Source organism: Novosphingobium sp. NBM11 (assembly GCF_015390225.1).
GTDB lineage: Bacteria > Pseudomonadota > Alphaproteobacteria > Sphingomonadales > Sphingomonadaceae > Novosphingobium.
The window spans coordinates 3,700,903-3,724,682 of record NZ_VUOG01000001.1 but is presented as its reverse complement, the minus strand read 5'-3'; the positions used below and the strand labels follow the sequence as shown (position 1 = coordinate 3,724,682).

General features: G+C 67.8%; 23 protein-coding genes. 7 read left to right on the top strand and 16 right to left on the bottom strand.

Annotation, left to right across the window (positions count from 1 at the left end):
* Positions 1-31: 31 nt before the first annotated feature.
* Genes F1640_RS17985 through F1640_RS17975 form a run of 3 tightly spaced genes read right to left on the bottom strand, consistent with a single transcriptional unit; the run spans position 32 to position 3,919 of the window.
* Complete coding sequence (locus tag F1640_RS17985; protein ID WP_194920504.1) at positions 32-991, bottom strand: metal-dependent hydrolase; 960 nt, start codon at positions 989-991, stop codon at positions 32-34.
* A 28-nt stretch (positions 992-1,019) separates the two neighbouring features.
* Positions 1,020-2,036 carry a 2-oxoacid:ferredoxin oxidoreductase subunit beta gene (locus F1640_RS17980; protein WP_194920503.1) on the bottom strand — a complete coding sequence of 339 codons (1,017 nt, stop codon included), beginning with the start codon at positions 2,034-2,036 and terminating at the stop codon, positions 1,020-1,022.
* Positions 2,033-3,919, bottom strand: coding sequence for a 2-oxoacid:acceptor oxidoreductase subunit alpha (locus F1640_RS17975; RefSeq protein WP_194920502.1), 1,887 nt, complete (start codon positions 3,917-3,919; stop codon positions 2,033-2,035). The genes F1640_RS17980 and F1640_RS17975 overlap by 4 nt, the downstream gene beginning before the upstream one ends.
* 240 nt (positions 3,920-4,159) lie before the next feature.
* Here F1640_RS17975 and F1640_RS17970 point away from each other — a divergent pair, with 240 nt between their 5' ends.
* Both F1640_RS17970 and F1640_RS17965 read left to right on the top strand, forming a co-directional pair.
* Entirely contained in the window at positions 4,160-5,128 is a 969-nt protein-coding gene (locus F1640_RS17970; protein WP_194920501.1) for an alpha/beta hydrolase, read from the top strand.
* Positions 5,125-5,610: an RNA pyrophosphohydrolase gene (locus F1640_RS17965; RefSeq protein WP_124809778.1), complete on the top strand. Its 486-nt coding sequence runs from the start codon at positions 5,125-5,127 to the stop codon at positions 5,608-5,610. The genes F1640_RS17970 and F1640_RS17965 overlap by 4 nt, the downstream gene beginning before the upstream one ends.
* A gap of 18 nt (positions 5,611-5,628) precedes the next feature.
* Here F1640_RS17965 and F1640_RS17960 read toward each other — a convergent pair whose 3' ends face one another.
* The 4 genes from F1640_RS17960 to F1640_RS17945 form a co-directional block, all read right to left on the bottom strand.
* Positions 5,629-6,135: a tetratricopeptide repeat protein gene (locus F1640_RS17960; RefSeq protein WP_223806657.1), complete on the bottom strand. Its 507-nt coding sequence runs from the start codon at positions 6,133-6,135 to the stop codon at positions 5,629-5,631.
* A gap of 62 nt (positions 6,136-6,197) precedes the next feature.
* A complete protein-coding gene (locus tag F1640_RS17955; RefSeq protein ID WP_194920500.1) occupies positions 6,198-7,379 on the bottom strand; it encodes an RsmB/NOP family class I SAM-dependent RNA methyltransferase in 1,182 nt (393 codons plus the stop codon).
* Positions 7,376-8,833 carry an IMP dehydrogenase gene (guaB, locus tag F1640_RS17950; protein WP_124809775.1) on the bottom strand — a complete coding sequence of 486 codons (1,458 nt, stop codon included), beginning with the start codon at positions 8,831-8,833 and terminating at the stop codon, positions 7,376-7,378. The genes F1640_RS17955 and guaB overlap by 4 nt, the downstream gene beginning before the upstream one ends.
* 65 nt (positions 8,834-8,898) lie before the next feature.
* Positions 8,899-10,446, bottom strand: a complete 1,548-nt coding sequence (locus tag F1640_RS17945; RefSeq protein ID WP_194920498.1) for a M28 family metallopeptidase — start codon at positions 10,444-10,446, stop codon at positions 8,899-8,901.
* 181 nt (positions 10,447-10,627) lie between these two features.
* On the opposite strand from F1640_RS17945, the gene F1640_RS17940 reads away from it, so the two are divergent.
* On the top strand, positions 10,628-11,521 hold the full coding sequence (locus F1640_RS17940; protein ID WP_194920495.1) for a neutral zinc metallopeptidase: 894 nt from the start codon (positions 10,628-10,630) through the stop codon (positions 11,519-11,521).
* Positions 11,522-11,580: 59 nt separating this feature from the next.
* Positions 11,581-12,240 (top strand): hypothetical protein, encoded by a 660-nt coding sequence (locus F1640_RS17935; protein ID WP_190287264.1) that lies wholly within the window; start codon positions 11,581-11,583, stop codon positions 12,238-12,240.
* Between the two features lie 74 nt (positions 12,241-12,314).
* On the opposite strand, the gene sdhA is transcribed toward F1640_RS17935, so the two are convergent.
* Genes sdhA through sdhC form a run of 3 tightly spaced genes read right to left on the bottom strand, consistent with a single transcriptional unit; the run spans position 12,315 to position 14,986 of the window.
* The gene (gene sdhA, locus F1640_RS17930) at positions 12,315-14,138 is read right to left on the bottom strand and encodes a succinate dehydrogenase flavoprotein subunit (protein WP_124809772.1); all 1,824 of its coding nucleotides are present in this window, start codon (positions 14,136-14,138) and stop codon (positions 12,315-12,317) included.
* Positions 14,139-14,141: 3 nt separating this feature from the next.
* A complete protein-coding gene (sdhD, locus tag F1640_RS17925; protein ID WP_124809771.1) occupies positions 14,142-14,525 on the bottom strand; it encodes a succinate dehydrogenase, hydrophobic membrane anchor protein in 384 nt (127 codons plus the stop codon).
* 35 nt (positions 14,526-14,560) lie between these two features.
* Positions 14,561-14,986, bottom strand: coding sequence for a succinate dehydrogenase, cytochrome b556 subunit (sdhC, locus tag F1640_RS17920; RefSeq protein ID WP_124809770.1), 426 nt, complete (start codon positions 14,984-14,986; stop codon positions 14,561-14,563).
* Between the two features lie 163 nt (positions 14,987-15,149).
* Between sdhC and F1640_RS17915 the strand changes: the two genes are divergently transcribed.
* Genes F1640_RS17915 through F1640_RS17905 form a run of 3 tightly spaced genes read left to right on the top strand, consistent with a single transcriptional unit; the run spans position 15,150 to position 17,711 of the window.
* Positions 15,150-15,863 carry an SDR family NAD(P)-dependent oxidoreductase gene (locus F1640_RS17915; protein ID WP_194920493.1) on the top strand — a complete coding sequence of 238 codons (714 nt, stop codon included), beginning with the start codon at positions 15,150-15,152 and terminating at the stop codon, positions 15,861-15,863.
* Entirely contained in the window at positions 15,853-16,758 is a 906-nt protein-coding gene (gene bla, locus F1640_RS17910) for a subclass B3 metallo-beta-lactamase (RefSeq protein WP_194920492.1), read from the top strand. The genes F1640_RS17915 and bla overlap by 11 nt, the downstream gene beginning before the upstream one ends.
* Positions 16,755-17,711, top strand: a complete 957-nt coding sequence (locus F1640_RS17905) for a 50S ribosomal protein L11 methyltransferase (RefSeq protein ID WP_194920490.1) — start codon at positions 16,755-16,757, stop codon at positions 17,709-17,711. Before bla ends, F1640_RS17905 begins: the two co-directional genes overlap by 4 nt.
* A gap of 1 nt (position 17,712) precedes the next feature.
* Here the strand turns inward: F1640_RS17905 and F1640_RS17900 are convergent, their stop codons facing one another.
* From F1640_RS17900 to recN, 6 genes are read right to left on the bottom strand one after another with little or no spacing between them, the layout of a single operon-like run.
* The gene (locus F1640_RS17900) at positions 17,713-18,207 is read right to left on the bottom strand and encodes a CinA family protein (RefSeq protein WP_194920488.1); all 495 of its coding nucleotides are present in this window, start codon (positions 18,205-18,207) and stop codon (positions 17,713-17,715) included.
* Entirely contained in the window at positions 18,204-18,830 is a 627-nt protein-coding gene (locus F1640_RS17895; protein ID WP_194920486.1) for a LysE family translocator, read from the bottom strand. The genes F1640_RS17900 and F1640_RS17895 overlap by 4 nt, the downstream gene beginning before the upstream one ends.
* Before the next feature lie 5 nt (positions 18,831-18,835).
* On the bottom strand, positions 18,836-20,974 hold the full coding sequence (gene ligA / locus F1640_RS17890) for an NAD-dependent DNA ligase LigA (RefSeq protein ID WP_194920484.1): 2,139 nt from the start codon (positions 20,972-20,974) through the stop codon (positions 18,836-18,838).
* The gene (locus tag F1640_RS17885; protein ID WP_194920482.1) at positions 20,971-21,654 is read right to left on the bottom strand and encodes a GNAT family N-acetyltransferase; all 684 of its coding nucleotides are present in this window, start codon (positions 21,652-21,654) and stop codon (positions 20,971-20,973) included. The genes ligA and F1640_RS17885 overlap by 4 nt, the downstream gene beginning before the upstream one ends.
* Positions 21,651-22,055, bottom strand: a complete 405-nt coding sequence (locus tag F1640_RS17880; protein ID WP_194920480.1) for a putative quinol monooxygenase — start codon at positions 22,053-22,055, stop codon at positions 21,651-21,653. The genes F1640_RS17885 and F1640_RS17880 overlap by 4 nt, the downstream gene beginning before the upstream one ends.
* Positions 22,055-23,761 carry a DNA repair protein RecN gene (recN, locus tag F1640_RS17875; protein WP_194920478.1) on the bottom strand — a complete coding sequence of 569 codons (1,707 nt, stop codon included), beginning with the start codon at positions 23,759-23,761 and terminating at the stop codon, positions 22,055-22,057. The genes F1640_RS17880 and recN overlap by 1 nt, the downstream gene beginning before the upstream one ends.
* Positions 23,762-23,780: the final 19 nt, after the last annotated feature.

Genomic DNA, 23,780 nt, shown 5'->3' with positions numbered 1-23,780 from the left:
GTCATCCGGAAGCAGCCCCAAAGGGCAGACGTCATCCGCCCCCGCACCCGGCTCCGTCCACGGGCAGCGTGACAACGGTGTTGAAGTTGCGGCTCATGGCGGGGCCGGTGAAGCGGGCATCGCCAAACGTCACCACCGCACGGCAGCGCCCTTGTTCCACGCGCGACACCGGCATTTGCGACCAGGCCAGGAACTTGCGTGCCGGCGCCGTGGCCTGCGCCGCGCGGCGGACAAGCGGCTCCTGCATCCGGTCGGCCATCGGCGTGTCGAAATCCACCAACCCGTCGAGCCGGCGCAACGGATCGTAGCGCCCGTGCGCGATGAAGCCGTTTTGTCGCCAGACCACATCGCGCCGCCAGAACAGCAGCGGCTCGGGCGCGGCGAAGATCCGGTCCGGCGCGGCGTAAGGCGCATCGCGCGTCGGCGCGGCCCATGCCAGCGCGGAAATGGCGATGTTGCCGCCAATGAACAGCGCGGCTCCCGCCAGCGCCAGGATCGCCGGGCGATCGTTTCCGGTCCGCCGGGCACGCCAGATGCCCAGCCCCAGCATCGCCAGCAGCCAGGGCGAGATAATGAACAACCCGTCGGTATGGAACCAGCGCGCGCTCGCCGGCGAAAGCAGCTGGATCGCATAGACGTTCTGCAGATCGAGCAGAGGGTGGGTCAACGCGCCGATCCAGCACAGCGCCAGCAGCCAGCCGAAGCGCATCGACGGGCTATCATGTGTCAGCCGCCCGCTTCGCGCCTGCCAGCGGTCCAGCAGCCACAGCAGTATCGCCAGCACCGGCGGCAGCACCAGCACGCCACCAATCAGGCCGTGGGTGAAACCGCGGTGCATCGCCAGCGGCGGCCACGGCGCCCAGCCGAAAAACACATCGATATCGGGCAGGTTGGCCGCCAGCACCGTGGCGGCCAGTCCCTTGCGAGTACGGTGCTTCAGCCCTGTTTCGGCCAGCGCCCAGCCGACAAGGCTATGGGTCAGGTTGTCCAACGCTGCCCTGCCGGCCCCGTCGCGCGATTCAGGCGTCCACCGTCCAGGTCTGGCCCTTGGCGAGCAGCTTGGCGAGGTTCGCGCTCTTGCCCGCGCGCGCCTGCGCATCCTGCGCCAGCACGGTCGCTTCGTAGGTCGGGCGGGGATCGTCGTAGATCACGCCCAGCGCCATCGGAAACGGGCCGAACGGCATCTCGACGAGCATATGCGCGATCGCCCGGTTCTTCACGTTGTGCACGATCACGCCCGCCGCCTGCCAATCGCCATCGACCACGTCGACGACCTTGAGGCTCAGCGTATCCATGTCGAGCGCGATGCCCTTGGTGCCCTTGGCGAACAGCATGGGCTCGCCATCCTTGAGCCAGAGCTGTCCGGTATCGGCCGTCGCCTTCTCGGTGAAATTCGCGAACACGTCCTTGTTATAGACGATGCAGTTCTGGAAGATTTCCACGAACGCCGCCCCCTGATGGCCGTGCGCGGCCTTGAGCACCGACGACAGTTCCTTCGACACGTCATAGGCCCGCGCGATGAAGCGCGCGCCCGCGCCCAGCGCAAACGCGCAGGGCAGCGCCGGGCGATCGACCGAGCCGAGCGGCGTGGTCGGCGAATGCGTGCCTTCGCGGCTGGTGGGCGAATACTGGCCCTTGGTGAGGCCATAGATCTCGTTGTTGAACAACAGGATCTGCGTGTTCACGTTGCGCCGCAGGATGTGCATCGTGTGATTGCCGCCGATCGACATGCCATCGCCATCGCCGGTGACCAGCCACACGTCGAGTTCCGGATTGGCCAGCTTGATTCCGGTCGCAAACGCGGGCGCGCGGCCGTGGATCGTGTGGAAGCCATAGCTTTCCACGTAGTAGGGGAATCGGCTGGAGCAACCGATGCCGGAAACAAACACGGTCTTGGCGGGGTCCGCGCCGATCTCGGGCAGCGTGCGCTGCACCGCCTTCAGGATCGCGTAGTCACCGCAACCGGGGCACCAGCGCACTTCCTGATCGGTTTCCCAGTCCTTGAGCGTGGTCTTGATGGGGGTCATGTCGTTCATGCCAGCGCTCCTTCGATCGCGGCTTCGATTTCGGCGATGGTGAACGGCTGGCCACTCGTCTTGTTGAGCGGCTTCGCGTCCAGCAGGAACTGGTCGCGCAGCACGGTCTTGAACTGGCCGGTGTTCATCTCGGGCACCAGGATGTTCTCGTACTGGCCGAGCAGGTCGCCCAGATTGGTCGGCAGCGGCCAGACATGGCGGACATGGACGTGCGAGACATCCAGCCCCCTGGCGCGCGCGCGGCGGACGGCCTGATGGATCGGCCCGAAGGTCGATCCCCAGCCGACGACCACCAGCTTGCCGCCTTCGGTGCCGAGCGTCACGTCCTGCTGCGGAATGCCGTGGGCGACGCCGTCCACCTTGGCCTTGCGCGCGTCGGTCATGGTCTGGTGGCTGGCCGGCGAATAATCGATGTTGCCGGTGCCGGGGTTCTTCTCGATGCCGCCGATGCGGTGCATCAGGCCGGGCGTACCCGGCTTGATCCACGGACGCGCGCCCTTTTCGTCGCGCGCGAAGGGCAGCAGTTCGCCATCCGGGCCGTTCTTCTCTTCGAGGAACTTGGCTGGGAACGGTGTGTAGCTGGCCGGATCGGGCACCTTCCACGGCTCGGCGGCGTTACCGATATAGCCATCGGTCAGCAGCATCACCGGCGTCATGTATTCCACCGCGATGCGGCAGGCCTCGATCGCGCAGTCGAAGGCATCGGCCGGCGAACGCGCCGCGATCACCGGCATCGGCGCATCGCCGTTGCGGCCATAGACGGCCTGGTAGAGATCCGACTGCTCGGTCTTGGTCGGCAAGCCGGTAGAAGGACCGCCGCGCTGCGAATTGACGATGACCAGCGGCAGCTCGGTCATGATGGCAAGGCCCATCGCCTCGCCCTTCAGCGCGATGCCGGGGCCGGACGACGAGGTGACGCCAAGCTGCCCCGCATAGGACGCGCCGATGGCCGAAGCGATCGCGGCGATCTCGTCTTCCGCCTGGAAGGTGGTGACGCCGAATTCCTTGAGCTTGGCCAGATTGTGCAGGATCGCCGAAGCCGGCGTGATCGGATAGCCGCCGAAGAACATGGGCAATTCCGCAAGCTGCGCCCCGGCCACGAGGCCCAGGCTCACCGCTTCCGCGCCCGTCACCGTACGATAGAGGCCCGGAGCGGTTTCCACCGGCGCGATGTGATACTGCTTCAGCGGCCCGGCGAGTTCCGCCGTCTCGCCATAAGCATGGCCGGCGTTGAGCGCGGCGATGTTGGCTTCGGCCAGCACCGGGGCCTTGGCGAACTTGGCGTTCAGCCAGTCCACCAGCGGCTTGCGGTCCCGATCGAACATCCACAGGGCCAGGCCCAGCGTCCACATGTTCTTGCAGCGCAGGGCTTCCTTGTTGCCCAGGCCGAACGGCTTGACCGCTTCGAGCGTCAGCGCCGAAATGTCGAACGCCAGAAGCTGCCACTTTTCGAGGCTGCCGTCCTCGAGCGGGTTCTGGTCGTACTTCGCCTTTTCAAGGTTGCGCTTGTTGAATTCGCCGGTGTCCGCGATGATCAGGCCGCCGGCCTTCAGCTGGCCGACGTTGGTCTTCAGCGCGGCCGGGTTCATCGCCACCAGCACGTCGGGCGCGTCACCCGCGGTTTCGATCTCGGTCGATCCGAAATTGATCTGGAAGGCGGAAACGCCGAACAGCGTGCCCTGCGGCGCGCGGATTTCGGCCGGAAAGTCCGGGAACGTCGCCAGATCGTTGCCCGCCAGCGCGGTCGACAGCGTGAACTGACCGCCGGTAAGCTGCATCCCGTCGCCGGAATCGCCCGCGAAGCGCACGACGACCGCTTCGGGTGCGGCGGGCGTGGTCCCGCCAGTCAGGGCGTCCGGACCTTCTGCAAGTGCTGTAACCATTCTCTTCCTCGTCTGCGCAACCGCGCTCTGGCAGCACGATCCGCCTATGTCTCCATCAATCCGCACGCAAAGAAGAAAATCTCTTCGACGCGAAACGCTGGAACGTCCTTGATTCCCATCGGAGACGCTAGTCAAGTTGCAAAAGCAGACTTAGGCATGATGGCGAAAAACGATTCCCGATCTCAAATGGACCGGGAACGCCACCCGCCGCACCGGCAACCGGAAGAGGAACCCGCAGCCATGTCAGACAGTGAGACGATCGACCGCCCGCAGCACTTCGTCCGGCCCGACGTGAAGGGTTTCCTCGATTACCTCAACGGCACCGGTGCCCCGCCGATGAGCCAGCTGGGGCTGGAAGCCGCACGCGCCAGCTATCTGGCCATGCAGGAACTGGCGGAGCAGGACCCGCGCGATCTGGCGGTGATCCGCGATCTGACCTGCCCCGGCCCGGCCGGCCCGATCCCGCTGCGCTTCTACGACGCGCGCGACACGCGCGAACCTGGCCCGGTCGTGATGTTCTATCACGGTGGCGGCTTCGTCATCGGCGATCTCGAAACCCACCACCGCCTCTGCACCGAAATCGCCGCCGAACTGGACCTGCCGGTCGTCGCGGTGGATTATCGCCTCGCGCCCGAAGCCCCCTTCCCCGCCGCGCCCGACGATTGCGAAGCCGCGACGCGGTGGGTAGCCGGCAGCCCGGCGGAACTCGGTCGCACGTTCACCGGCCTTATTCCCATGGGCGATTCGGCCGGTGGCAACCTCACCATCGTCACCACCCAGGCGCTGCAGGAAAAGCCCGCCGCTGTTCCAGTGGTCATCCAGGTGCCGATCTATCCTCTCAGCGACGACCGGCCCGACCACGACTCGTTCCTCTCCTTCGCCGACGGTTTCCTGCTGACGAAGGACACGATGGAATGGTTCGCCGATGGCTATCGCGCCGTACCGGGTGACAAGCGCGCCTATCCGCTCTACGGCGACCACTCGAACATGCCGCCCACGGTGCTGGTCACCGCAGGTCTCGATCCGATTCGCGATAGCGGCCGGGTCTATGGCGCTCAGTTGATCCTCGCTGGATCGGACGTGATCTTCCTGGAAATGAAGGGTACGATCCACGGGTTCACGCAGATCCGCAAGGCGCTGCCGAGCGCGCAGGCTGACATGCGGTCCATCTTCGAGGCGGTCCGCCTGCTGCTGGAAAGGTTGAAATGAACGAAGAGTTTGCGGGGCTTCCCTACCGCCCCTGCGTCGGTCTGATGCTGGTCAACGCGCATGGTCAGGTTTTCGTGGGCCGGCGTATCGATGAACGGGCGGGGGAAGCCTGGCAGATGCCGCAGGGCGGCATCGACGACGGCGAGGAACTGCATCCCGCCGCGCTGCGCGAGCTGGGCGAGGAAACCGGCCTCACACCCGATCTGGTGACGGTCATCGCGGAAAGCCGCGAGGAATACTTCTACGATTTGCCCGACGAGCTGCTCGGCAAGATCTGGAAGGGCCGCTATCGCGGGCAACGGCAGAAATGGCTGCTGCTGCGCTTCATCGGGCAGGATCAGGACGTACGGCTGGACGCGCACGAACACGCGGAATTCCGCGAATGGAAATGGATCGATCCGGAACTGCTGCCGGACGTGATCGTGCCGTTCAAGAAGCGCGTCTACCGTCAGGTTCTGGAAGAATTCCGCGACCTTATCTGACAGGTCGACGGGGCTGCGTCAGTTCGATTCCACCGTCGGCTGGGGCTTGATCGCCTCGGCCGAAACCACCTTCGGTGCCGGTCCCTTGGCGATCACGGCGGCCAGATCCTCGGTCTCGGCGCAGGTCTTGCCGCACAGCCCTTCCAGCCGCGACAGGTTACGTCGCGCCTTGTCGACGGCGCCCTTTTCCACCATCGCGCCGCCTTCGCCCGAAATGGCGGCCAGGTTGTTGGGATCGCGCGACAGTGCCAGCCGGTAGTAATGGATCGCCTTGCCCTGCATCCCGCTGCGCCGCGCGGCATCGGCCAGCGCCACGAACGTGCCGGTGTTGCCCGGATCGACCGCCAGCGCGGCCTCGAAGCTGTTGGTCGCCCCTTCAACGTCGCCCGCCGTGAGCGCCTTGCGCCCCGCGTCCAGCAACGCCTGCGCCCGGGGGTCGATCGCCTCGGTCACCTTTGCCGTTCCCATGCTTCCGGTGACGCCGGCAAGCAACGAAAGGGCAAGGGCAACGGGTGTGTAGCGCATCACAAACTCCTTCAGCCGGGAGCCAGGGCGTGGTGATCCGGCGGTCATGGCCATATCATCTATCATAGGCGGCGAAGCGTCGAGAAGAAAAACCCGTCGGTCCCGTCATGTGCCGGCGTGAGGCGCCATCCCGCCCCCCGTGCCCGCCCGGCCGGCATCGTCGGGAGATCGGACCGCCAGTCCTGCCTTTCGGCCAGGAACGCAGCCACCCCGTCCGCGCCTTCGGCATCGAGCAGCGAACAGACGATATAGGTCAGCCGTCCGCCCGGACGCACCAGATCGGCCGCCACGCGCAACAAGCGCGCCTGCGTCGCCGCGTACCGTGCGATCGCGTTGGGCGACAACCGCCAGCGCGCCTCGGGATTGCGCCGCCAGGTGCCCGTGCCCGAACAGGGCGCATCGATCAGCACGGCATCCGCCCTGCCCGCCCAGTCCGCCAGCATCGCCGCTTCGCGGTCCGGATCGAGCAGCCGCGTTTCCGCGATCGCTCCCGCGCGCGCCGCGCGTTCGGGCAAGCGTGACAGGCGCGGCCGGTCGATATCGCAGGCCAGCAGATGCCCGCGGTTCTCCAGCGCCGCCGCCAGCGCCAGCGTCTTGCCGCCGGCGCCCGCGCACAGGTCGATCACGCTTTCGCCCGGCTGAACCGCCAGCGCCGCGCAGGCGAGCTGGCTGCCCGTGTCCTGCACTTCGAACAACCCTTGCGCGAATTCCGGCCAGCTTTCCGCCGCGGTGCCCGCCGGCAGGCGCAGCGCGTCCGGCGCGACGGTGCGCTCCGCCGCCACCGGCAGGCGCGCGGCCAGTTCCTCGCGCGTGATCTTCAGCCGGTTGGCCCGCAGGTCCAGCGGCGCCCTGCCCAGCAAGGCACCCTGCTCGCCCGCATCGAGGCCCGAGGCCAGCAGCGCCTCCTCCAGCCAGCGCGGCGCAATGCCGCCCGCCGCCGCCGGTTCGCCCGGCGTGATCGGCGCGGGACCATAGGTGGAACCATCGAAAAGGGCGGCCAGCACGGAATCTTCCGCCGCCAGCCGCAGCACCGCGGCACGGCCGCTCGCCGGCGCTTCACCGCAGGCGCGGATGGCGTTCCACGCCAGTTCGCGGATCGCGCGGCGGTCCTTCGATCCCACGAAGCGCCGCGCCCGGAACCACTCCGCCGCGATCCGGTCTGCCGACGCGCCCTGCCGGGCCGCCGCCGCGATCATCGCGTCAAGGATGTCGATCGCGGCCTGGACGCGCGCGGCGGGGGTCACCGCGTGGGGTAGTTCGGTGCCTCGCGCGTGATCGTCACGTCATGGACGTGGCTTTCGCGCAGGCCCGCGTTGGTGATGCGCACGAACTTGGCATTCTTGCGCAGGCTCTCGATCGTGGCGCTGCCGGTGTAGCCCATGGCCGCCTTGATCCCGCCAACGAGCTGGTGGACCACGTCCTTGGCCGGTCCCTTGTAGGGCACCTGTCCCTCGATGCCTTCGGGCACCAGCTTCATCTGGTCCTTGATGTCCTGCTGGAAATAGCGATCGGCCGAACCGCGCGCCATCGCGCCAACCGATCCCATGCCGCGATAGGATTTGTAGGCCCGGCCCTGGTAAAGGAACGTCTCGCCCGGCGCTTCCTCGGTGCCGGCCAGCATCGAACCGATCATGATCGAGCTGGCGCCCGCCGCCAGCGCCTTGGCCGCATCGCCCGAGGTGCGCAGGCCGCCATCGGCGATTACCGGCACATTGCTGCGATCGGCTTCCTCGGCGCATTCCATCACGGCGGTCAGCTGCGGCACGCCCACGCCCGCGACGATGCGCGTGGTGCAGATCGATCCCGGCCCGATGCCCACCTTGATGCCGTCCGCCCCGGCATCGATCAGTGCGCGCGTCGCCTCGCCCGTGGCGACGTTGCCGGCGATCACTTGCACCGTGTTGGAAAGCTTCTTCACGGCTTCCACCGCGCGCGCGACATCGCGGTTATGGCCATGCGCGGTATCGATGATGATCACGTCGCATTCGGCCTCGACCAGCGCCTTCGTGCGCTCCAGCCCCTTTTCGCCCACGGTTGTGGCGGCGGCCACGCGCAGGCGGCCCGCCGCGTCCTTGGTGGCGCTGGGGAACGTCACGGCCTTCTCGATGTCCTTCACCGTGATCAGGCCGATGCAGTGGAAGGCATCGTCCACCACCAGCAGCTTTTCGATCCGGCGCTGGTGCAGCAGGCGGCGCGCATCGTCGCCGCTGGTGCCGAGCTTCACCGTGGCCAGGTTCTCGTGCGTCATCAGTTCGCGCACCGGCTGCGCCGGATTGTCGGCAAACCGCACGTCGCGATGGGTAAGGATGCCAAGCAGCTTGCCGCTTGGCTCCACCACCGGAATGCCGCTGATCTTGTTGGCGCGCATGATCGCCTGCGCCTCGCCCAGCGTGGCATCGGGCGCGATCGTGATCGGGTTGACCACCATGCCGCTTTCGAAGCGCTTGACCGCGCGGACCGCTGCCGCCTGTTCCTCCACCGTCAGGTTCCGGTGCAGCACGCCGATCCCGCCCAGCTGCGCCATGACGATCGCCATGTCCGCCTCGGTCACGGTGTCCATCGCGGAAGACAGCACCGGAATGTTGAGCGAGATCGCGCTGGTCAGGCGGGTGCGGGTATCGGCCTGCGATGGCAGCAGATCGGACTCGCCGGGACGCAGAAGTACGTCGTCGAAGGTAAGGCCGAGGGGGATATCCATGGTGCTGCCACTTTCAGTCCGGGGAGAATCGTGGCGGCCCATGTAATCAAGCCGGGCGGTTTGCGCTAGGGGGTAGCGCCTTTGGTCGCACCGCCGCCCGATCCGGGTGCCACAACCCGCTTCGCATCGGCAAATTCGCGCACCAGTTCGGTGTGCAGCGTCACGTCATCGGCCATGCCGCCCACCTCGATCAGGTCCGCCTTGTCCGCCGGGGTGTGGTAGCGCTCCTTCATGAACCGGTCGAGCCGCTCGGGATCGCCATAGCTGCTGCTGACCATCACCGCCGGTACATCGTGCTGCATCAGCGCCCAGCTATCCTGCCGCCGCACGAAAGCGTTGGCGGCATCGTCATTCACCAGCCTGCGCTTCATCCGCGCCACCACGCGGCCGATCCCGGCATCGAGCCCGGTCATGCCCCGGCCGACGATCGCGACCGGCCGCCCGGCCGGCACCAGCCCCGTGCTGTCGACATTGAAGGCGGCCACCACCTTGTCGAGCGGCAGCGGCGGGTTCTCGGCAAACGCCATCGCACCCAGCAGACCCAGCTCCTCGCCCGTGGTCGCGACGAAATAGACATCGCGGTCCATGGGCTTGGCGCCGCGCGCCTGCCCGCGCACCAGGCTGCGCGCGACTTCGGTGATCACCGCCACGCCCGACGCATTGTCGACCGCGCCGGGGCAAAGCCTGGGCGGCGTGCCGCACTGGCCGAAGTGATCCCAGTGCGCCATCACCAGCACCGCGCCGGCGGCGGGATTGCGCCCCTCGATCTTGCCGATCAGGTTGTGCGTCCGCACGCGCGTTTCCGTGCTGGTCGCCTCCAGCGATCCTTCCACGCCCAGCAGGCGCGGAACAAAGCCAGCCGCGGCCGCCTCGTGCCGCAGGGCGACCACATCGCGCGCGGCGCCACCCGCCAGCATCTGCCCGGCAAAGGCCGGAGTCACGAAAGCCTCGATGTCCCCGCCCAATTGCCCGCCCGCCAGCGCATAGCCCGCGCGCCGACGGCGGGCCGTCACTTCGTCGATGCGCCGATCGCCGTCCAGCACCACGATCACCGCCGATGCACCGGCATCGAGCAGACGCCCCGGCCGGTCCTCGGTCGCGGCGGAGGGTGTCCCCGGCGGCAGGCTGTCGAGCATCAGCGCGATCCGACCCGCCAGTTCCGCGCGCGGCGGCACCGGCCCGGTGCCATGCCCCACGAACAGCACCGGCGCGTTCTCTACCAGGCTGCGCAGGCCGGACGTGACGACGAAAGCCCCGTCCTGCGAAACCGCCAACCGCTGTTTCCCGCGGCGGAACGCCACGCGCGAGGCAGCCGGCACGCGCTCCACCAGTTCCACGGGGGCGAACCACGCACTGCCGGGATTGTTCGTGCCCGATTCCAGCCCGATGTCGAACCATTGCCGGGCAAGATAGCGCAACGTCTTCGTCTCGCCGTCGGTGCCCGGCTCGCGGCCGCCGAATTCCTCGCTGGATAGCGTGACCACATGACTGCGCAGCGCGGCTTCCAGCGGCGTGTCCCGCCGCGACACGGGCGAAGCGGCGTTGAGCAGCGACAGCCCGGCCACGGCCACCGCCGTCGCCCGAACCAGCCGAAGCCTGCCAACACGACTCATCGACGCCCCCAAACGCTTCAACGCAGACCCGTGCTGGCAAATGCCCGAAGCCGGCGCAAGTTCCTCCTTTGGGTTCAAAAGATGAACCACAGCTGGGCAGGTTCGTTCGCGGCATTGGCCAGATCAGGCCTTTCTGTGCCATAGCGGCAGCCGGGACCGGAAAGGACAGGCAGACAAGACGATGCGGCTCGACGACTTCGACGATTCGATCAACGTGGAGGATCAGCGCGGCGGCGGCGGTCGCGGCTTTCCCGTCATCGGCGGCACGGGTGGGCGGCTCGGCTGCGGCACGATCATCATCGCGCTGATCGCGGTTTTCGTGTTCGGCGCCGATCCGGCGCAGATGCTCGGCTCGCTCCAGCAGCAGACGCAGGAGCAGCAGAGCCTTCCCGCCGGCCCGGCGCAGGCGGACGGCGGCTCCAGCGTGCAGGAAATCTGTGCCGTCAACGCCTTCAGCCGCGAAAGCTGCAACGCGCTATCCTCGCTCAACAAGACGTGGAAGCCGCGCTTCGACAAGGCCGGGATCGCGTTCCGCGCGCCCAAGCTGGTGTTCTATTCACAGCAGGGTCAATCGGGCTGCGGCGCGGCGCAAAGCGCGATGGGGCCGTTCTACTGCCCGCCGGACCAGGGCATCTACATCGACACCGATTTCTACAACGAAATGGACAAGCAGATGGACGCGGGCGGGGATTTCGCGCGCGATTACGTGATGGCGCACGAATATGGCCATCACATCCAGAACCTGCTTGGCCTGTCGGATCAGGTCCACAGCCTGCAACAGCGCAATCCTTCCCGCGCCAACGAACTCTCGGTGCGGCTGGAATTGCAGGCCGATTGCTATGCCGGCGTCTGGGCCGGGCTCAACAAGGACCGGATCGAGCCGGGCGATATCGAGGAAGGGCTGAAAGCCGCGCACCAGATCGGCGACGATACGTTGATGAAGGCGGCCGGTCGCCGGCCGGTGGAAGCGGCGTTCACCCATGGCAGCGCCGCACAGCGCATGACCTGGCTGCGCAAGGGCATCGAAACCGCCGACGAGGACCAGTGCGACACCTTCTCCGACCTGCGGCAATGAGGCCCTAAGGAACCCGAAGCGGCAATGGGCGTATTCTCTCCAAACCGGGGAGTTTACCGATGACGAAACAAAGCCTCGTTTCCCTCGCGGCCCTTTGCGCCACGCTCACCGTCGGCCTGATCCCGGCCGGCGGTTCGGCTCAGACGGCGGTCGCCCCCAAGGACGTGACCGCCGGCGACGTGGTGACCAAGCCACTGTCGGACATGAACCTCAAGAAGGAGGATATTCCGCCCATCCTTCTGAACGCCCGCGACAAGCCCTATGATCTGACCGGCCTGCGCCGGTGCAGCGACCTGCAGGGCGAAGTGCGCCGGCTCGACGCCGTGCTGGGCGACGACATCGACGTGGTCGAGGAAAAGACTGCGGGCGAAAAGCGCGGCAACACCGTGGGTTCGCTCGCCAAATCGGTGGTGGGATCGCTGATCCCGTTCGGCGGCATCATCCGCGAGATTTCGGGCGCCAACGAAAACCAGCGCCAGTGGCAGGTCGCGCTCTATGCCGGTTCCGTCCGTCGCGCCTTCATCAAGGGCGTAGGACAGCAGCGCGGCTGCCGCTATCCGGCCCATGCCGCCAGCGCCGCCGATGTCGCCCGGCTGACGGCCACGCGCGAGGCCGAGGACCGCAACAGCAAGGCGGAAAGCCGCGACACGAAAGAGAGCAAGGACGGCACCCGCTACGAATCGCGCGCAGTCGTCCAGCCCACGCCGCGGCGGCGATAACATTCCGGCCGATACAAAAAGACCCCCGGATCGCTCCGGGGGTCTTTTGCTGTTCGCGTGTCCGCGAAGATCGATCAGTACACGCGGGCCTTGGGCTTGATGTACTCGACATCGTCGGTCAGCGTGTATTCGTGGACCGGGCGGTAATCCAGCTTCACGCCGCCGCCCTGGCCGCCCCAGCCGTCGAACCAGGCGACAGTGTGCTTCATCCAGTTCTTGTCGTCGCGGTTCGGGAAGTCCTCGTGCGCGTGGGCGCCGCGGCTTTCCTTGCGGTTGTAGGCGCCGTGCATGGTGACCGACGCCTGCGCGATCAGGTTGTCGAGTTCCAGCGTCTCGATCAGGTCCGAGTTCCAGATCAGCGAACGGTCGGACACGTTAACGTCCTGCATACGCTGGTAGGTTTCGCCCAGCTTCACCTTGCCTTCGGCCATCAGTTCGTCGGTGCGGAACACCGCTGCGTGGCCCGACATCGTGCGCTGCATCTCCACGCGGATTTCCGCGGTCGGCGAACCACCCTTGGCGTTGCGGAAGTGGTCGAGGCGGCCGAGCGCGAGGTCCGCGCTGTCCTTGGGAAGCGAGTTGTGCGCGGTGCCGGGCTTGACCAGTTCCTTCAGGCGCAGGCCGGTGGCGCGGCCGAACACCACGAGGTCGATCAGCGAGTTCGAGCCGAGGCGGTTGGCGCCATGGACCGAAACGCAGGCGGCCTCACCCACCGCGAACAGGCCGGGGACGACCGTTTCGGGGTTGCCGTCGGCGCCGATCGTCACGACTTCGCCGTGGTAGTTCGTCGGGATGCCGCCCATGTTGTAGTGGACCGTGGGAACGACCGGCAGCGGCTGGCGCGTCAGGTCCACGCCGGCGAAGATCTTGCCGCTTTCGGTAATGCCCGGCAGGCGTTCCGCCAGCACCTTCTGATCGATGTGATCGAGGTGCAGGTAGATGTGGTCCTTGTGCGGGCCAACGCCACGGCCTTCGCGGATTTCCATGGCCATCGAGCGCGAAACGACGTCGCGGCTGGCGAGGTCCTTCGCCGAAGGGGCATAGCGCTCCATGAAGCGCTCGCCTTCGGAATTGGTGAGGTAGCCGCCCTCGCCGCGCGCGCCTTCGGTGATGAGCACGCCCGCGCCGTAAATGCCGGTGGGGTGGAACTGCACGAATTCCATGTCCTGCAGCGGCAGGCCGGCGCGCAGCACCATGCCGCCGCCGTCGCCGGTGCAGGTATGGGCCGAGGTGGCGGTGAAGTAGCAACGGCCGTAGCCGCCCGTCGCCAGCACGACCGCGTGGCTGCGGAAGCGGTGGATCGAGCCGTCATCGAGGCACATCGCGATCACGCCACGGCATTCGCCGTTTTCCATGATCAGATCGATCGCGAAGTATTCGATGAAGAAGTCCGCGTCGTACTTCAGCGATTGCTGGTACAGCGCGTGGAGCATGGCGTGGCCGGTGCGGTCCGCCGCCGCGCAGGTGCGCTGCACCGGTGGGCCTTCGCCCATGTTCTGCATGTGGCCGCCGAACGGACGCTGGTAGATCGTGCCGTCCTTGTTTCGGCTGAACGGCACGCCCGCGTGTTCAAGCTCGTACACCGCCGCCGGCGCTTCGCGCACCATGTATTCGATCGCGTCCTGGTCGCCCAGCCAGTCCGATCCCTTGACGGTATCGTACATATGCCAGGTCCAGTGATCCGGCGTGTTGTTCTGGAGCGAGGCGGCGATGCCGCCCTGCGCCGCCACGGTGTGCGAGCGCGTGGGGAAGACCTTGGTGATGCAGGCCGTGCGCAAGCCCGCCTGGGCGCTGCCCATCGTGGCGCGCAGGCCGGAACCGCCCGCGCCGACCACGACCGTGTCATAGGTATGGTCGATGATCTTGTAGGCGGGCTGGGTGGAAGCAGAAGAAGCCATGGATCAGGCGCCCCCGAGAGCGATGCGGAGAACCGAAAGGATGCCAAAAGCGGCACCGGCGAAAGGCACGAGGTTGACGAGCAGCCAGGCGGTGAACTTGCCGGCATCCTCGTGCAGGTAGTCCTCGAGCATCACCTGCACGCCAAGGCGCGCGTGATAGAACGTGTTGATCATGATCAGGATCAGCGCCGTGGACGAGAGCGGACGCGCCGCCCAGGCATGGACCGTCGCATAATCGTAGGCCGGCAGCAGCGCCAGGCTGGCCAGCAGGAACGGGATGAGGACGATGTTGCCGACCGCGGTCAGACGCGAGAGCAGCCAGTGATGCGCGCCCTGATGGCTGGAGCCCAGCCCGCGGACGCGTCCGATTGAGGTTCCGTTACCCATGGTATCCCCGACGTTTGAATGGACCCTGCCGGCGCTTAGCGCAGCAGCAGGAAAGCCCAGAAAAGGATGGTGGAAGCGATCGAGAAGATCAGCGTGACAACCGACCAGCGCGCATTGGCGTGCAGTTCGTAACCGGCGCCGATATCGAGGATCAGGTGGCGCACGCCGCTGGCAAGGTGCTGGAAGAACGCCCAGGTCAGGCCCACGAACACGATCTTGCCCAGAATGGCGGTGACGAACTGGAGCGCGCCGCCGGTGCCGGTCCAGACCCAGCCCAGGAAGCTTGCATAGGCTTCGGGACCGCTGGCGATCGCGCCGACCCACCACAGGAGCAGGCCAAGACCGGCAAAAGCCAGGCCATTGCCGGTAACGCGGTGAAGGATCGAAACCAGCATGGCCGGACCCCAACGCCAGATCTGGAGATGCGGCGAAATCGGCCGGTTGCTGCGCGCCTGCGCCATGTGAACCCCCTAAAATGGTTGGCGATCGCGTTTTGGGCCGCGATCGGGAAGCGATTCGGTATTAGTCGAAATGCCGACCTGTGCAAGCGGACCAAAGTACAATTCGCCCCGCTTGGCGCCGACGCGGTTGCACCGCAACGAAACCGACTGCAAGAGGAACTTCATGACCTTCCCCCACGTCCTCGTCACCGGATCGTCGCGCGGCATCGGCGCAGCCATCGCCAAGAGCCTGGATGCGCGCGGAGCCCACGCCATCCGGCATGGCAACACACCCCGCGCCGGAACGCTGGCCGCCGACTTGTCCGACCCTTCCGCGCCGCAACAGCTGTGGCAGGCCGCCCTGGCCCAGGCGGGCGGCACGATCGATGTGCTGGTCAACAATGCCGGCCTGTTCGAGGCGAACCCGCTCGACCGGTCCGACATCGCCTGGCTCGACGGGTGGGAGGACACGCTGCGGATCAACCTGACCTCCGCCGCGCAGCTATCGCGCTTCGCCGTGCGGCACTGGCTGGAGCGCGGCGTGGCAGGGCGCATCGTTCATATCGCCAGCCGCGCCGGCTATCGGGGAGACTCGCCGGAGCACTGGCACTATGCCGCCGCAAAGGGCGGGATGCTGGCGCTGCACAAGACCATCGCGCGCGGCTATGCGGCGAAGGGCATCCTCAGTTACGCGATCACGCCGGGCTTCACCGATACGGCCATGGCGGGCGATTATCTCGCAACCCGGGGCGGCCCCGGCCTGCTGGCGGACATTCCGCTGGGCCGCGTCGCCACGCCCGACGAAATCGCCGCCATCGCGGTATTCTGCGCGCTCGACGCGCCTCCCAGCATGACCGGCGCGGTGATCGACGCCAACGGAGCCAGCTATGTCCGCTAAAGCGCTTGCCCTTGCCGCCCTTTTGCTGGCCGGCGCTCCGCCCGCCCATGCCGCCACCGCGCCGGCCCCCGCCGAACCCGTGGCGGCGCGGGCGATCCTGTCCGCCTGCGAGGGCAAGGACAGCTTTTCCGATCCCGCGCCCGCCGCGCGCATCTATGGCAACGTGTGGTACGTCGGCACCTGCACGGTCAGCGCGATCCTGCTCACATCGCCACAGGGCAATGTGCTGATCGATGCCGTGACCCAGCAGGCCGCCCCGTCGATCCTTGCCAACATCCGCGCCGCCGGCGTCGATCCGCGCACGATCCGCTGGATCGTGACCAGCCACGAGCATTTCGACCATGTCGGCGGCCTGGCCGCGCTGCAACGCGCCACCGGCGCGAAGATCGCGGCGCTGCGCGCGGGGCTGCCGGCGTTGACCAGCGGCAAGACCAGCCCCGCCGATCCGCAGGCCGGCCACATCGATCCCTTCGCGCCGGTCCGCGTCGATCGCGTGCTGCGCGATGGCGAAGTGTTGCGCGTGGGGCCGCTGGCGCTGACCGCGCTGGCAACGCCCGGCCATACCGAAGGTTCGACCAGCTGGCGCTGGACCAGTTGCGGCGGCAACGCCGGCTGCCAGCGCTTCACCTATGTCGACAGCCTGACCGCTCTGCCGCTGGGCAGCTACCGCTTCGCGGATCACCCTGATCGCGTGGCCATGTTCCGCCGCACTTTCGCCCGCGTGCGTGCGTGGGATTGCGGCATCCTGCTCACCCCGCACCCGTCGGCCAGCGATTTGATCGAACGGATGGCCGGGCAAGCGCCGCTGCGCGATCCCGGCGCCTGCCGTGTGCTCGTCGATGGGGCGCAGGATCGGTTGAACAAGGCCCTGAAGGACACGACGCCACGACCATGAGCTGGAAAATCACCGTTTACGCGCCGCGTCCCGTCATCCAGGCCGCGCTCACCGCGCACGAGGACGTGTTCGACTGGGATGCCGACATTGTCATCGCCGGCAGCGAGATCGCCGAAGACAAGCCGGAGGACTGGCAGCTCGAAGCGTGGCTTCCGCGCAAGCCGGGCCGCGCGGACAAGGCGGCGATCACCGCGCTGTTCGCGGATGCCGAACCCGATCTGCTGATCGAGAAACTGCCGGACGAGGACTGGGTCACGCTGAGCCAGGCCGGGGTCGAGCCGATCGACGAAAGCCCGTTCCACGTCCACACGCCGGAATATCCGCCGCGCGAAGAAGCCGGCATCCGCAACTTCGTGATCCCCGCCAGCCAGGCTTTCGGCACCGGCCAGCACGCCACCACCGCCGGCTGCCTCGCCATGCTGGCGCACATCAAGGCGCAGGGGACCATCGTGCGCAATCTGGCCGACATCGGCACCGGCACCGGTCTGCTCGCCTTCGCCGCGATGCACCTGTGGCCGTCCGCGCGCACCATCGCCAGCGACATCGACGCGGTCTGCGCGCCGGTGGTGCTGGAGAACGCGCAAGGCAACGGCGTGGCGATTGGCGATGGTTCCGGCGCGCTGACCATGGTCGTCGCCGCCGGGATGGATCACCCGCTGCTCGCCGCCAGCGCGCCCTATGACCTGCTCATCGCCAATATCCTGGCGGGGCCATTGACCGAACTTGCCCCCGCCTTCGCCGGCGCGGTCGCCCCCGGCGGCTCGGTGCTGCTGGCCGGTCTGCTCGAAACGCAGGAACCGGCGGTGCGCGCCGCCTATCGCCGTGCCGGTCTGCGCCTTGCCGCGCGCCTGGTGCGGGGCGACTGGTCGATCCTGTGGCTGCGCCGCCGGCAGGGTGGCGCGGTGCGCAAAAGCCGCGTAGGCGCGCTGCCCGAATGGTCGAAGCGCTGGTAGCTCAGCGCGCCGCCAGCGTATCGCGCAGCAGCATCAGTCCCGCGCGGGCGAAAGCAGTCATGTTGGCCAGCCGCTCCTCGCTGCCGGTCGAAACCATGGCGGACGCCGAAACGCCCGGCCCGACCACGGCCACGGCGCTGGTGCCCGACGGCACGCCCAGCGGGTGCGTGCCCGGCCCCGCCGCGCCGGTCTCAGCCAGCCCCCAGTCCCCGCCATAGCGCTTGCGGATCAGGTCCGCCTGCGCCAGCGCGTAGCTTTCCGTGGCCGAGGTCAGCCCGCGCAGCGATCCGGGCTCGTGCCCCAGCACGATCCGCCGGCCTTTCAGGGTATAGATCACGCCGCTGCCCAGGAAGAACGCCGAGGCGCCCGGCATGGCGAGCAGCCCGGCCGACATCAAGCCGCCCGTCGCGCCATCGACCACGGCCAGTGTCTCGCCCCGCGCCTTCAGCAGCGCCCCCGCTTCGGCGCCGATCGCGGCAAGTTCCTCGATCGTCACGCGCGCGATCCCACCAGCGCCAGCCCGAAGGCCACGAAGATGCTGCCCGTCAGGCGGTTGAACGCCTTCTTCAGCCCCGGCCGCGTCAGGAACCCGGCAATGCCCCGGCCGCCCAGCGCATAGACGAAGTACCACGAAATCTCGATCACCGAGAACGTCAGCACCATCACGCCGAACTGCGGCAACTTGGGCTGCGTGGCATCGATGAACTGCGGCAGGAAGGCCGCCGCAAACAGCAGCGCTTTGGGGTTGCTGATCCCGATGACGAAAGCGGTGCGGAACACGCGCCAGGTCGAGAGGCCGCGATCGACCTCGCCCTCGCCGATATCGATGGCGGCATCATCGGCCGTCCACGACCGGTAGCCGAGGTACACGAGATAGGCCGCGCCGGCATAGCGCAGCCCGGTGAACAGGCCGGGAATCGCCAGCAGCAACGCGCTCAACCCCAATGCCGACGCCGTCAGCAGGCCGAACACCGCGATGAAGCACCCCGCCATCGCCGCGAACGACCGCGCCAGCCCCAGTTCGACGCTGCGCGCCATGACGTGCAGCATGTTCGGCCCCGGCGTGGCCGACACGAAGAAAACGGTGACCGCATAGAGCCACCAGGTATGCCAGGCCATGATCCTTATCCCGCGTTCCGGACGATGTCGGCCCAGGCCGCCTCGTCGATGACTTCTATGCCGAGTTCGGCCGCCTTCTTCAGCTTGCTGCCCGCACCCGGCCCCGCGACGATCAGGTCGGTCTTGGCGGACACAGACCCCGCCGCCCGTGCGCCCAGCGCCTCGGCCTGCGCCTTGGCCTCGTCGCGGCTCATCGTTTCGAGCTTACCGGTGAAGACCACGGTCTTGCCGGCGACGGCGCTGTCCTTCGTTTCCACCACATAGTCCGGTGGCGAGACTTCGGACAGGAGATCGTCCCACACCGCCACGTTGTGCGGTTCGTGCAAGAAATCGCCCAGCGCCTCGACCACCACCGGCCCCACGCCATCGATCGACAGCAACTCGGCCCTCGCTTCGAGCACGTCTGGCGAAAGGGCGTCGGGCGCCTCCGCGTCCGGCTGCGCCTCCATCTGCGCCGGCGCGAAGGGCGAATGTGCCCGCTCCACCACCGCGCGCAGCTTCGGCAGCGTCACGAACCGCTTCAGCAGGTCGCGCGCGGTCACCGCGCCCACGTGGCGGATGCCCAGGCCGAACAGCAGGCGCGCGGCGTCGGGCTGGCGCTTGGCCTCGATCGCCATCAACAGGTTATCGACAGACTTGTCCTTCCACCCCTCGCGCCCCACGATCTCGTCACGCCGCTGGCGCAGGCGATAGATATCGGCCGGGCTTTCCAGCCAGCCGAGCGCGAAGAACTCCGCGATCGTCTTCTCGCCCAAGCCCTCAATATCCAGCGCGGCGCGGCTGACGAAGTGCCGGAGCCGTTCGGTGCGCTGCGCCGGGCAGATCAGCCCCCCGGTGCAGCGGACATCGACCTCGCCTTCCTCGGCAACCGCTTCCGAACCGCATTCGGGGCAGTGATCGGGAAAGTGATAGGGATCGCGCGGTTCGTCGCGCGTCAGGTTCTCGACCACTTGCGGAATCACGTCGCCTGCGCGCTGCAGCACCACGCGATCGCCCACGCGCACGCCCAGCCGGCCGATCTCGTCGCGGTTATGCAGGGTGACGTTGGTGACGGTGACGCCGCCGACCAGCACGGGCTTCAGCCGCCCCACCGGGGTCAGCTTGCCGGTGCGGCCCACCTGGATGTCGATCGCCTCCAGCGTGGTCTCGGCGCGTTCGGCCGGGAACTTGTGCGCCATGCCCCAGCGCGGGGCCTTGGCCACGAAGCCCAGCCGCTGCTGCCAGTCCAGCCGATCGACCTTGTAGACCACGCCGTCGATGTCATAGGGCAAGTCCGCGCGGGCCTGCTGGATCGCACGGTAATGCGCCAGCATCTCGGCCGTGCTGCCGCAACGGACCAGTAGCGGCGAAACCGGCACGCCCCAGCGCTCGATCCGCTTCATCATCGCGAACTGGGTCGGTTCGGGCACCGCGCTCGCCGCGCCCCAGCCGTGGGCCAGGAAACGCAGGGGCCGGCTGGCGGTGACGCTGGCGTCCTTCTGGCGCAGCGAGCCGGCGGCAGCGTTGCGCGGATTGGCAAAGATCTTCTCGTCCTTCTGCGCCTGTGCGGCATTGAGCGCGAGAAAATCGGCCTTGGCCATATAGACCTCGCCCCGGATCTCGAACACGGCGGGGATGTCGAACAGGCCATCGCCCTTCAGGTCCTGCGGAATGTCGCGGATATGCGCGACGTTGGCGGTCACGTCCTCGCCCACCTGCCCGTCGCCGCGCGTGGCGGCGCGGACGAGATGCCCGTTCTCGTAGCGCAGCGAACACGATAGCCCGTCGATCTTGTCCTCGGCGGTCATCACGACTTCCGCGTCATCCGGCAGCGCGAGGAAGCGCCGCACACGCGCGACGAATTCCCCGACTTCCTCGTCGGAGAACGCGTTGTCGAGGCTCATCATGCGAACCTCGTGCGCCACCTTGGACAGGGGCGAGGCGCTGACCTCGTGCCCGACAGCGTTGGTCGGGCTGTCGGCGCGGACCAGGTGCGGGAACGCCGCTTCCAGTTCGGCATTGCGGCGCACCAGTGCATCGTATTCCGCGTCGGGAATCTCGGGCGCGTCCTCCGCGTGATACAACTTGTTGGCGCGATTGATGGCGCGCGCCAGCCGCATCAGTTCGTTGGCGACATCGGCCTCGCTCATGCCTTCCACGCTCATGCGGCCTTCCCCAGCACCGTCACCACCAATTCACGCCGCGCCCGATAGCCAAGCGTTTCATAGAGCGCGATCGCCCCTGCATTGGCCGCATAAGTGTGCAGGAACGGCGTTTCCCCCCGCGCGGCAAAACCTGCCATCACGCGCAAGATCAGCCGGCGCGCCAGCCCCTGCCCGCGAAATTCGGGATACGTGCAGACCCCGCTCAACTCGGCGAAGCCTGCGGCGGGCTTGAAGCGTTCGCCGGCCAGGGCGATCAGCCGCCCTTCCCGCCGGATTCCGTAAAAGGTGCCATAGCGGTGCGTCAGCGTGCCCCATGGCCCCGGCGCGGTGGCAGTGGCGATGGCCGCCATGTCGGCAGCATCGTCCTCTGCCAGTACCGCGATCCCGTCATCGTTCCCCGCCTGAGGCAGGGGGCCATCCGCCACCATCTGGAGCAGCGGCGCGGTGCGCACGACAACGGTCCCCGCCGGGGGTTCGACCGGCTCGGCTTCGACAAGCCAGATTTCGTCTCCAGCGCCCCCCAGCACCCCGGCAAGCGTATCGTTTCGCCCCGGAGCGCAGGCCGCGAACGGACCATATCGCGGATCGATCCGGACCACGGCGTCGTCCCCGGAGGCAAGCGGGGAGAGGCGGCCGCGCAGCGAGTTCCACACCGGCCGGTCTAGCGGATGCCCCGTCATTCCGGCACCGTTCCGGCAACGGGCGAAACCTCGGCACGCGCGCCGAAACCGGCGATGATCGGCCGCGCCTTGCGGATGGCTTCCTGCACTTGCGGCAGTTGCAGGCTCGCCTTGTGCGAAGCCTCGTCCTTCCACACTTCGGTTATCCAGATCGCGTCCGCATCCGCGCGGTCCTTCCACACCCGATAGCCGAGATTGCCCGGCATGGCCGCGCTTCCCTCGATCAGATAGCCGATCAGTTCGTCACGGCGGCCGGGCGCGGCCTTCATCTGCCCGATCAGGCCATAGACCTGCGATTCGTCGATTTCTTCCATGGTATGCGCTTCCATTCCCCACGCCCGGCCAGCCAGCAACATGGCGGCGGCGGCACCGCCGATCATCGTGCGCCGGCTGACGAACATCACGCCTGCTCCAGCAACCGGTCGGCCTGCGCCCGCGCTTCGGCGGTGATCTCCGTGCCGGACAGCATCCGCGCGATTTCCTCCTGCCGGCCGGCGGCGTCCAGCAGCACCACGGACGTCCGCGTCACGACGCCCTGGCTGGACTTGGCGATCAGGTAATGCGCGTTGCCGCGCGCGGCGACCTGCGGGCTGTGCGTGACCGCCAGAAGCTGTCCGCCGCCCCGGCCGTTATTGTGCGCCAGCCGTGCCAGACGTTCGCCGATCGCGCTGGCAACCGCGCCGCCCACGCCCCGGTCGATCTCGTCGAAGATCACCGTCGCCGCGCCGCCTTCCTCCGCCAGCGCCACCTTGAGCGCCAGGATAAAGCGCGAAAGCTCGCCGCCGCTGGCGATCTTGCCCAGCGGCGCGAAATCCGCGCCGGGGTTGGTCGCGATCAGGAATTCCACCGCGTCGATACCCCCCGGCCCCCAGCGGTCTTCGGGCAAGCGGAGAACGGCGGTATGGAACCGGGCGGCGTCCAGCTTCAGCGGCACCAGTTCGGCGGCCACCGCCTTGTCCAGCCGGCGCGCGGCATCGGCGCGGGTGACGGACAACGCTTCGGCCTTGGCGCGATAGTCCAGCCCCGCCTCCTGCTCCGCGCGCTGCAACGCGCCGATCTGCGCTTCGCCGCCTTCGATGGCATCGAGCGCCAGACGCATCTCGTGCATCCGGTGGGGCAGTTCATCGGGCGTGCAGCCATGCTTGCGCGCCGCGCCGCGCAGGTCGAACAGCCGCGTCTCGATCCGGTCGAGCGCCTGCGGATCATGCGCCAGCGCTTCCGCCGCCGCCGAGAGCTTGTCCTCCGCCTCGCTCGCCTCGATCACCGCGCGGTCCAGCGCCTCGAGCGCTTCGGCCAGCAGCGGATGCTCCGCCGCGATGCGATCGAGCCGCCGCGCCGCCGCGCGCAACGAAGCCAGCGCGGAATCGGACCCGGCCCACAAATGCTGTAATTCGGCGAGATCGCCGGACAGCCGCTCGCCCTTCTGCATCGCCGCACGCTGCAGCGCGAGGTCTTCCTCCTCGCCGATCACCGGCGCCAGCGTGGTTAGTTCCGCAAGATGGGCGAGCAACAGATCCTGCTCCGCCATCGCCGCTTGCACCCGCGCCCTGGCGGTCGCTAGCGCGGTTTCGGCAGCGCGCCACTTGTCCCAGGCGGCTGCCACGGCGCCGGTATCGGCGCGGGCATAGCGATCGAGCAACATGCGGTGCCCGCGCGCGTTCACCAACCCCCGGTCGTCATGCTGCCCATGCAGTTCGACCAGCGCCGGCGCGATTTCGCGCAGCAGCGCCACGCCCACCGGCTGGTCGTTGATAAAGGCCTTGCTGCCCCCGCCAGTTCCGGTCCCGGCATCGCCGCTCGCCGCGCGCAGCCGCCGGCGCACGATCAGCGGTTCGCCCGGTTCGATCTCCACGTCCGCTTCGGCCAGCGCATGGCGGATCGGATCGGGCAGGCGATCGAACTCGAACGTGGCGGTCACGCTTGCCTGATCCTCGCCCGCGCGCACAAGGCCGGCATCGGCCCGATCGCCCAGCACAAGCCCCAGCGCATCGAGCAGGATCGACTTGCCCGCGCCGGTCTCGCCGGTGAGCACACCGAGTCCGCCTGGAAACGCAAGGTCCAGTGCCTCGATCAGCACGATGTTGCGGATGGATAGTCCGGTCAGCATGGGCGAGTGTTCTTAGCCG